Genomic DNA, 9656 nt, shown 5'->3' with positions numbered 1-9656 from the left:
TCGCTACGAGCGCAAGGCCGAGCACTTCCTGGCCTTCACGAGCATCGCCTGCACCCTCATCTGCTACCGCAGACTCGCCAATTGAGATGACTTCTAAGGTGTCCCACCCCTATGCGGTCCCCACCGCACGCCACTACCTCAATCTGCCCGGTGCCCGCACTGTGACCACCCCCGCAGTGCGGGCGGCCGCCGCCACCCTCGATCAAGCACTACGCGACCAGAGCATGATCTGCCTGACCGCCGACCCCGGCGTCGGCAAGACCTACACCGCCCACATCCTCTGCGACCAGCGGCCCGACCTGCCCGTGCTCTGGCTGCTGCCCCGTCCCCAAGCCCGCCCCGACGACCTGCGCCACACCCTCTACCGTGCCCTCGACCTGCCCGGCGATCCGCCCGAAGACCCCGGGATCTGCGACGAGTACCTACGCCACACCCTCATGCAGCCACCCCGGCTGCTCGCCGTCGACGAAGCCCACCAACTGTCCCCGTCCTGTACCGAATACCTGCGCCACCTCCACGACGACCCGGGCCCGCAGGTCACCATCCTCCTCCTCGCCAGCCGACCCCGCCTCAAAGCCCTGCGCTCCCAGGCGGCCCTCCTCAGCCGGGTCACCACCTGGCACATCATGGAACCGCTCAGCACAGACGACGTCCTCACCGCCCTACCCGCCTTCCACCCCCTGTGGCAGGACATCCCCCCGAGCGTCCTGACCCGGCTGGACAGTCTGTGGGCCCACGGCAACTTCCGCCGCTGGGCGGCTCTCACCCACCAGATGCAGGCCCATCAGCGCCGCCACCGCCGCCCGCCCGAGCCGACCGCACTCCTGCGCCGCCTTCAACCACGCCGGACCGCCACCCCATGACACCCTCACCCGCCACAGCAGCCGCCAACACCATCAGCCCGTGGACACCTCAATGGTCACCCGACCACACCGATCCCAACCTGCCGCCTCTTACCGTCATCGCCGACCCGCACGACCAGCCCGCCTACACCACCACAGCCCTCGCCGCACACAACCCCCGTGAAGGCCGGATCGCCGTGCACCCCACCCCACTGGGCACCGCGCCCGCCTACCTCGCCCACGACCTCATCCGCGCCCTCGGCAAACACCTTCCGCCCCCGCACATCGACCCGCCGTACTGGACCGGAAACGCCGACCAATCCTGGCGCGTCGTGGCCGCATGGACCGAGGCACTCGGGATCGGCCACTACATCGTCTGCCGTGCGCACCGTCTTACCGGCCGCCACCTCGAGCACCTCATGGCCTTGCGTGAACGCACCCGCATCCATCTCACCCTCGTCCTCAGCGGCCCGCCCTCATCCGCCCTCACCCAGATCCTCGACGCCATCGCCCACACCCGCCTCGACACCACCACGCAAGCAGATCACCACGTCCACTCCCACCACAGCGACGCCCCCACCACGAACGGCTACCCCTGGTGGCAGGCTGCCGCCTTCCCGAGCAGCGAAACCGAGCCCTGGTACCAGCTGCCGCCCCGCCCCCGCCGCCCGCCCGGACGACCTGACGAGATCACCACCAGCTGCCGCGGCACCCCCACCCGGCTCCCCTCCGACGACAACCCACCACCCGCCCGTGCCCTTGCTGCCCTCACCGACAAAGCTCCCCACCCCGGGGAGCACCACGAAGTCGTGGCCCACCGCATCCACACCCGCATCGCCCACCCCGTCGACGCCGCAGCCGTCGCCATCCGCGCCCTCACCGACTACGGCACCGACCAGCTGTCCAGCCTCCAGCTCCCCACCCCGAGCACCCCTCGCGCCCACCTGCCCGCCCATGTACCCGACTGGGCGTCCCTCCTGCTGGACGCCGCCCGCATCCACACCTGCCTGGAAGGCCAGGCCCCCTCCGCCCTGCCCGCCCACCTCTCCGGCACGAACCGCCCATTCCGGCTAGGTGCCTGGCAGCGCAACGACATCGCCCACGCCACCGAAACCTGCCGCCTCCTGACCGCCCCATGAACCACAGCTGCACCCAGGTGGCACCACCCGCCATCTACCACCACACGCCCCACCAGCCCAACGCCTTTGGAGGACTCACATGCTCGACGGCTTGCACACCAACTCCGTCGCGGAAGCTCTCGACATCTCCGACTCCCACCACTGGACCCGTCAGCCCCCGCGCTCGGACCGGGCCCGCTTACGCTTTCTCAACTCCCGCAACATCGACCTCGCCGTACTCATCAGCCGCCTGAATACCACACCCCAGATCCTGCAGAGCATCCTCACGGACAAAGCAAGCGCACCGGACAAGGTATTGAGCCAGGCCATCCTCAAAGAAGTCATCCGACTGTGGCAGCCACGCGTCCGCCGCCGGGCCCACCGGGACTTCGGCGTTCAGCAGCACTGGGGGTGCACTTCCGCGGCTGGTTCGGCTTCGAAGCGGCAGCAGGATCCTCCGACGACGGCCGCGTCCGCTTCCTGACGCAGCCCATGCATCACCCCTACCCGGCGCGCTTGTTCGAAGCCCGGCATTGTGGCGCCTCCGAGCAGGAATTGCGCAGCATCGTTGCTGACGCGGTAGGCGAGTCCTACTTCGGAGCCTCTCCAGGTCCCAACGGCTTGCACGCAGTACGACTCGCCGACGTCGACTGCATCGAGTTCATCTACTGAGCCCGGCCTCCTGCCACAAACGCGGATGAGATGAAAACCGACAGGCTGTGACCTCGGGAGATCGGCTGCCGGGGCGACCGGTGCCCGGCAGCGCCATGCAGAGGCAGCCCGTGTCCGTACACAGCGGACGAAGATCGCTACAACGACCGTCAGCGCCGGCCTTTACCCTGTTGGTTGAGTGTCTCACAGGGGGTGGAATGGTGGACAAAACGGCAGAGATTCAGGCGCTGTGGCCGCAGTTCCTGGAAGCGGTCAGGAACCGGCGACGGTTCACCTGGATCATGCTGAGCCAGAACGCGAAGGCGCTCTCCTACGACGGTACGACTGTGACGCTGAGCATCATCAACCAGGGCGCGTACGACAACCTCGTCAGCTCGGGCTCGTGCGCCGTGATCGAAGAGTCACTTGCCTTGATCCTCGATGGCTGGCCTGCTCTGAAACTGGTCGTGGAGGGGAACAGTCCCTCGCCTCCTGCCCGCTCCGCACCACAAGCCTCGGCCACGAAGGCCCAGGTGTCCTTCGCCGTCACCGCGCCTGAAATGTCCCATGCGTCAGGACGAGACGCAGCGACACCCACGCTGCATCTCGTCCTGGCTCAGACCGCTTTCCTCATGCATGAGCAAGGCAATAACCAGGCAGCGGCGCTGCTGGCGGACGTCGAAGACGTCGAACTGGTCCCGGGCAACCGGTTCGGGGACTGGCAGGACGCCGTACTCATCGTGCCTCCCTACCTGGTTCCCCGGTTCACCGAGGAAGTGACCGCAGCCATCCAGCCGGTGTTCGAGCACGTGGCCGGGCGGCACGGCCTGGAGGTCGGTGGCATCAGTGCCGCACCCGCGCTGCCCGACATCGGTGACGACTGGCGGCAGATACTGCAGCAGAGGCTGGCCAAGGGAGCGGTATCCAACCAGGCGTCCAGGACGCGCGCCAAAGGGATCGCCCCCGCGCTCAGCAAGGAAGGATTCGTCTTCGACTCCCGCGAGGAAGTCCTCGTCTACGAGGCGCTGAAGCGGGCACAGGCAGCACTGCCCCCGGACTCCACCATCTCCATCTTCCCGTTGCCTATGGGGCGCGTCGGCAGTGGCAACGCCTGGACGCCGGACTTCCTCGTCACTGTTGCAGGCAGGGTAGGGATTATCGAGGTCGACGGGCCGCATCACCGAGGGCGCTTTGGTGCAGACACCACGCGCGACCGCCACTGGCGCAACAGCGGAATCGTCCACATCGAACGCATCCTCGTCGAAGAGACCAGCGCAGACGCTGATCTCGACGCGCTGATCCGGCAGTTCCTCACACGACTGCGTGAATACCGCTGACGCAGCCGCACACGACCACGTCACAGCTCGATCGCCTTGGCGGCGGTGCTGTCACTGCTCCGCTGAGCGCCAGGTGAGCTGAGGAAACTTGACCCTGCGTTACACCTCTCACTAGAATGTTCATGCCTGATCAAATATCAGAGTTTGCACTGAAGGAGTAGGTGAGATGCTGCTGACGACCGGGCAAGCCGCAGAGGAGCTCGGCTGCGCAATCACCACCCTGCGGCGTCTCGTACGGGCAGAAGTACTGCCGGGTTTGTCGCGCCGCGGTGTGCGGGTCATGATCCCGCTTCCCGTCGTGCAGGCGCTCAGCACGCGCAAGCACGCAGCCCTTGATCAGCTGAGCGTCAAGGAGATCGCCGTGCTGAGAGTCGATGTGGCCCAGCCGGCTGACGAACCGGACCGGGACTGGATCGGCTTCGCCGCCACCCTCGGCCCCGACGATCTTCTGAAGGCGTTGCGCGGCTGGTGGCGGTGCGACGCGGCGAGCGTCGCGGCCGGGGGAGTGCTGCCGGTAACCCTGTCCGGCTACGTCGTGGCCGTGCTGACCGGCCTGGAGCAATGGGAGAGGAACAGCGAAGGCCGTCACGCCTTCCCTAACGCACGCCTGGCCGGCTACGTCACGGACCTCGCCACCCCGCAGATCACCTTCACTTCCAGCACAAGTGCCGACCGGCGTCACGCCGAGCTCCTGCTGGGCACCCGGCTCACCTCCCACTCGGGCGGTGCCATCGCCTATATCCCCACCAGCAACGCCGCCTGAACCGCGGGCCCGGACAAGGAAGCCCCCATGGACGCACAGAGCTACAACACCGCGCTCGCCGACCTGCGCACCGTGCGGGGCCAGATCAAGAAGGCCCGGGCGGCGCTGGCGAAGCTGGAAGCCGACCGGGACAAGCGGATCGTCCAGCTGGCCTCCTACGAGAAGGCCAAAGCGGAGCGGATCGCCCCGGCCGCCGGGCTGAGCGTGGCCGACATTGTCTCCCTCGCCCCGTCCCTGGCCCCCGACAGCCTCGCCGAGGAAAGCACCGATGCCCCGGCGCAGTCGCCGGCTCCCGCCACACGTACACCCCCCAAGAACGCCGAGCCGGAACCGGCTGTACAGCCCGCGGCAGTGGCGCCTGTAATGCTTACCGCGCAGCCGCAGGCCGCCCCAGCCGATGCCCCGGCCGTGACGGCCGCACCGGATGCGCCGCGGACCCTGCCCTCCATCCCCGAAGGCGAGACGGGCGATGCCTGGTTCGCCCACACGCCCGGCCTGGCCTCCGCCCGCCCGAACTTCACCCAGCAGGCCCGCTCCACCGTCTTCCTGGACACCGCCACCGGCGTGCTGGTCCACCGCAACCAGACCCACCGCCTCGACCTCGCCGGCAGGTCGGCCGCCGACATCCTCACCGCCGTCTTCCACACCGTCCCCGAGGGCGTGGAGCGGATCTACATCACCGCCGGCGATCCCTGGCACCGCGACGCCGACCGCTACCCCTACCTGCGCGATGCGGTCGCTTCCTGGCTGAACGCCCCCACGCCCGGATGGCGCACGGACACCGGCCGCGGCCGCGACCGGATGGCCGGGCACTTCGTCCACGCCCGCAACCCCGTCGGCCGCTACCAGCGCGAGAACGGCGACCAGCACGTCGAGATCCGCTCGGTGGGGGAGTGGTTCGACACCGACGGGGACGACCCGGCCACCGTCCGGGATGCCTTCGTGCTGCTGTGGCAGGCCCTGCGCCGCCACTGGAGCGACGCGGTGATCATGGGCTCCCCGTCCCAGACCGGCCGCGACCTGTGGACCCGCACCATCCCCACCCGCGGCCAGTACGCCGACGGCTTCCCCGTCCTGTCCGAGGAACTGCGCGGCCTGCTGCACGCCACCGCCGGCCAGGGCCGCAACGAACTGCTCACCCCGCCCCGCGTGCCCGAACAGCTGCCCCAGTTGGTCGAGTACGACCGTACCTTCGCCTACGCCAAGCACACCTGGAAGTCCCCGGTCGGCACCCCCCGCCGCATCACCGCCGCCACCTTCGCCGCCTGGAGCGAGAAGGAGCAGATCCGCGCCCTGTACGGGTGCGGGCACTGGCAGGTGCGCGTCACCGTCCCCGACACCTGGCACCACGTCGGCCTGCTGCCCGCCCCCGCCCCCGGCGACCGCGCCTGGCACTACCCCGCCCAGTCCGGCGCCACCTTCACCACCTGGGCCGGTGGCCCCGAACTCCACACTGCCCTGACCAACCCCCTCCAGCCGTGGAAGATCGAGATCCTCGACGGCATCCTCTGGGAGGACGGCAAACCCCTCGACGACTGGGCCAAAAAACTCAAGGACACCTGGAACAACCTCTCCGCCCAGGCCCAGTTCCAGGGCGACCCGCAGCAGGCCCGCGCCGCCCACCTCGCCTCCCGCGCGGTGCGCTCCGTCCTGCTGTACGGCATCGGCGCCTTCGCCCAACGCCCCCGCATGGTCACCGGCACCACCCCCCGCACCCTGGAGCGCGACGTCCCTGCGGATGCCGAAATCATCGGCTTCGACGACGAGCTGATCACCTGGCAGAAACCCACCGGCTTCAGCCGCGACCCCAACGCCCACCCGGAATGGGCCGCCGCGATCTGGTCCGGCGCCCGCGCCGCCCTCCTCAGCCAACGCCACCGCGACGAGGGCACCTACGCCGGCGCCCTGCACACCCCGCCCGGCAGCGTCGTCGCCTTCCGCACCGACGCCCTCTACCTCACCGCCCCCCAGCAATGGCCGCACCACCACCAGCCCGGCGACTACCTCCTCAAGGGCCACCTCACCCACCCCGTGGCCGCCCCCACCACCGAGGAAGAACTCCTCGCCCTGCGCGACGCCGGACGTACCGCCCTTGCCCAGAACGGGGGACATAACTGATGCCGCCACGTCCCCGTCGCAACCGCCCCACCGCACCGCGCCGGTTGAACGAGGCAGCCCAGCTCGCCGACCAGCTCCAGGCAGCGGGCTACACCAAACGCGACATCGCCCGCATCATCAACCGAGACCCCTCCCTGGTCTCCCAGTTCTACACAAAGAACAAGGGCGCCGCCTTCGTCCCCGCCCTCCGGCAGGTCCTGGCCGCCGTCCAGACCGGCGGCATCACCGACCTGTCCGAACTCACCTCCCTCGCAAGCCGGCACATCACCCGCCGCACCACGGCCAGCGGCACGAAAGCCCGCGTCCGCGGCAAAGCCGTCCTGATCACCCCCACCGGCTCCGGCACCGGCCGCGTCGGCGCCCAGGCGATCGCCTCCGGCTCCTCCCGCCTGCGCCCGCTGATCGCCGAAGCCGCCCGCCAGAACCTGCGCCTGGCCTTCACCGTCCGCCTCGCCAAAACCGGCTACCTGCACCCCTCCGGCAGCCGCACCGACTCACCCGGTATCCGCCGCGACGTCCTCCAGCGCGCGGACCACACCGAGGAGCGCTCCTACGGCTCCGCGCAGACCGGCGGCCACGACGCAGCCGACTTCGCCCACCGCGTGGACGCCGCCGGCGGAGACGTCACCGCCGCCGTCTACCAGTGGCTCGTGGAGACCGGCCGCATCCGCCCGGACGCCCAGATCCTCCATCTCGAGGTGCGTACCTGGCGTCCACGCTGACATGCTGCCTCCCACCTCGCGGCGACGTACCGTCGAATGGATCAAGACGCCGGGCATGACAGACGGAGAGCTCGGTCCGGGACACTCACGCGATGACCAACAACAAAGACACCGAAACGGCCGAACAGCGCCGGGACGGGCCCTGGTACCGGGTCCGCACAGACCGCTTCGAGGCGTCCTTCCCGCTCAGCGCTGGTGAGGACCCGGCCGCGGTGTGCAATGTCGATGTCGAGGTCCGGTTGACGGAAGGATCGCGCTGGAGCGCGACCGTGCTCACCGTCGCCGAGGTCCATCGGCTGATGGAAAAGGGATCCAAGACCGGCGAAGACCTGGACGGCCGCTACTTCTGGTGCTTGGACAGCCTGATCGTCCGGGATCCAGGCATCGACAACATGATCCAGGTGATCACAGGCCTGCTAGACAACGGCGACTTCGACCCAGATCTTCCAGCGTCTCGACGGCGAGTGACTGCCGCGGTCGCATCCCGAAACGATCAACTAGCGGTGATTTGTTGACTGGGGGCAGAGTCCGCAGTAGACCGGCAGGCAGGGGAGTTCCGCAGGCCGGAGGTGGCCGCGATGGTGACCGCGAGGCGTCCGTGTCCGCCGGCACCGGGACCGCTGGAGGGCTATGCGACCCGGTTCGACGACCTCTTCTCCTCGCTGGCGCAGCGGCGTGGGTTCCGGGAGTACCTGGCCGGGCTGCTGCTGCCGCGGGATCGGAACAAGACGCTGACCTGCCTGGCCGGAGCGGAGCCGATCGCAGGCACCCAGCACTCGGGGGTGCAGCGGCTGCAGTTCTTCTCCGAGTCGCCCTGGGCCCCCGAGCGGGTCAATGCCCGGCGGCTGGAGCTGCTGCGGGCCGATCCGGCGACGGTCCCGCACGCCGATGGGGTGCTGGTCATCGACGACTCCGGGGACCGCAAGGACGGAAAGGCGACCGCGCACGTCGGGCGGCAGTGGCTGGGCCGGTACGGCAAGACCGACAACGCCGTGGTCACGGTGACCACGCTGTGGGCGGACGAGCGCCTGTACTATCCGCTGCACGCGGTGCCCTACACCCCGGCCCACCACTTCGAACGGGGCCGCAGCGACCCGGCCTTCCGCACCAAGTGGCGGATCGCCGCGGAGCTGGCCGGCCGGGCCCGGGCCGCCGGATTCCCCTTCCGGGCGGCGGTGGCCGACGGCGCCTACGGCGACCTGGACGACTTCCGGTGCGAACTGCACGCCGCCGGTGTGCCGTTCGTCATGGCCGTCAAGCGCCGCCGCGGCATCTGGGCCTACGGTGACCAGGCCCGTACCCCGGTGGACGCCGCCCGCGAGCCGGCCTGGGACGGCCCCGGGGAGCCCGGGGAGCCCGGGGACTGGACGCCCTGGTGCGCACCTTCCGCGACGGGCACACCGCCATCTGGTGGGCCGCCGACGCCACCTTGGGTTTCTGGGGACCGGACGGCCTGACGCGGCTGGTGGTGGCCACCACCGACCCGGCCACCCTTCCGGAGAAGGCCACCTGGTACCTGGCCACCGACCTGCCCCGGCCCGGCTCGCCCCGCGCCGCCGAGTCTCCCCGCCCGCCCGCCGGCCGGGAGGAGATCGTGCGGATCTACGGCATCCGCAACTGGATCGAGCAGGGCTACCAGCAGGTCAAGGACGAGTTGGGCTGGGCCGACTTCCAGGTCCGCTCCGATGCCGCGATCCGCCGTCACCAGACCCTGGTCAACTGCGCGTTCACCTTCTGCTGGGAGACCTGGCTCACCGACCCGGGACCTGAGGCAACGTCGGCACCGGCATCGGAGACCGACGCCGGAGAGAGGGGGGAACGCATCGGTCCCGCCGTGCTGGCCGAAGGCGATCCGCGCCGTCCGCGGCTGGCTGACCCCCGCGGTCGCGCTGCAGCGCTGGTGGCGGGCCTGGTCCACGGCGCCCCCGCCGACCGAGCTCCAGAGCCTGATCGACGCGGTCACCACCGGGCACACCGTGAGCCTCTACTCCCCGGTTTAACAAATCACCGCTAGAGGGCGTCTGGAAAGCCCGTCAGCGGGCAAGTTGCTGGTAGCGGGGTGGTAACGCACGTTCGGGGGCCGGGGTGTGCGGGCTGCGTACCCG

General features: G+C 69.6%; 8 protein-coding genes and 2 pseudogenes. All 10 read left to right on the top strand.

All coding sequences use genetic code 11. The features are described 5' to 3' along the window. Positions 1-85: pseudogene (locus ACWEQO_RS34340) on the top strand (IS5/IS1182 family transposase); the annotation flags it as partial. A 1-nt stretch (position 86) separates the two neighbouring features. Beyond that, positions 87-863, top strand: a complete 777-nt coding sequence (locus ACWEQO_RS34335; protein ID WP_452986439.1) for an AAA family ATPase — start codon at positions 87-89, stop codon at positions 861-863. Beyond that, on the top strand, positions 860-1981 hold the full coding sequence (locus ACWEQO_RS34330) for a hypothetical protein (protein WP_452986438.1): 1122 nt from the start codon (positions 860-862) through the stop codon (positions 1979-1981). The genes ACWEQO_RS34335 and ACWEQO_RS34330 overlap by 4 nt, the downstream gene beginning before the upstream one ends. 79 nt (positions 1982-2060) lie before the next feature. Next, positions 2061-2444: a hypothetical protein gene (locus ACWEQO_RS34325; protein ID WP_361462465.1), complete on the top strand. Its 384-nt coding sequence runs from the start codon at positions 2061-2063 to the stop codon at positions 2442-2444. A 385-nt stretch (positions 2445-2829) separates the two neighbouring features. Then, positions 2830-3948 (top strand): hypothetical protein, encoded by a 1119-nt coding sequence (locus ACWEQO_RS34320; protein ID WP_452986437.1) that lies wholly within the window; start codon positions 2830-2832, stop codon positions 3946-3948. Positions 3949-4114: 166 nt separating this feature from the next. After that, entirely contained in the window at positions 4115-4711 is a 597-nt protein-coding gene (locus ACWEQO_RS34315) for a helix-turn-helix domain-containing protein (RefSeq protein ID WP_452986436.1), read from the top strand. 27 nt (positions 4712-4738) lie between these two features. Beyond that, on the top strand, positions 4739-6829 hold the full coding sequence (locus ACWEQO_RS34310; RefSeq protein ID WP_452986435.1) for a hypothetical protein: 2091 nt from the start codon (positions 4739-4741) through the stop codon (positions 6827-6829). Then, positions 6829-7551, top strand: a complete 723-nt coding sequence (locus ACWEQO_RS34305; protein ID WP_361462474.1) for a helix-turn-helix domain containing protein — start codon at positions 6829-6831, stop codon at positions 7549-7551. Before ACWEQO_RS34310 ends, ACWEQO_RS34305 begins: the two co-directional genes overlap by 1 nt. 92 nt (positions 7552-7643) lie before the next feature. After that, complete coding sequence (locus ACWEQO_RS34300; protein ID WP_361462477.1) at positions 7644-8066, top strand: hypothetical protein; 423 nt, start codon at positions 7644-7646, stop codon at positions 8064-8066. A gap of 66 nt (positions 8067-8132) precedes the next feature. Continuing rightward, positions 8133-9565: pseudogene (locus ACWEQO_RS34295) on the top strand (IS701 family transposase). The last annotated feature ends 91 nt before the right edge of the window (positions 9566-9656 follow it).

The organism is Streptomyces sp. NPDC004051 (assembly GCF_053604275.1).
Note: the sequence above shows the minus strand (reverse complement) of the source record. Positions and strands in the feature narration are given on the sequence as shown.

Coding starts and splice junctions, on each gene's coding strand:
- ACWEQO_RS34335 (WP_452986439.1), top strand. CDS start 87: ATGACTTCTAAGGTGTCCCACCCCTATGCGGTCCCCACCGCACGCCAC.
- ACWEQO_RS34330 (WP_452986438.1), top strand. CDS start 860: ATGACACCCTCACCCGCCACAGCAGCCGCCAACACCATCAGCCCGTGG.
- ACWEQO_RS34325 (WP_361462465.1), top strand. CDS start 2,061: ATGCTCGACGGCTTGCACACCAACTCCGTCGCGGAAGCTCTCGACATC.
- ACWEQO_RS34320 (WP_452986437.1), top strand. CDS start 2,830: ATGGTGGACAAAACGGCAGAGATTCAGGCGCTGTGGCCGCAGTTCCTG.
- ACWEQO_RS34315 (WP_452986436.1), top strand. CDS start 4,115: ATGCTGCTGACGACCGGGCAAGCCGCAGAGGAGCTCGGCTGCGCAATC.
- ACWEQO_RS34310 (WP_452986435.1), top strand. CDS start 4,739: ATGGACGCACAGAGCTACAACACCGCGCTCGCCGACCTGCGCACCGTG.
- ACWEQO_RS34305 (WP_361462474.1), top strand. CDS start 6,829: ATGCCGCCACGTCCCCGTCGCAACCGCCCCACCGCACCGCGCCGGTTG.
- ACWEQO_RS34300 (WP_361462477.1), top strand. CDS start 7,644: ATGACCAACAACAAAGACACCGAAACGGCCGAACAGCGCCGGGACGGG.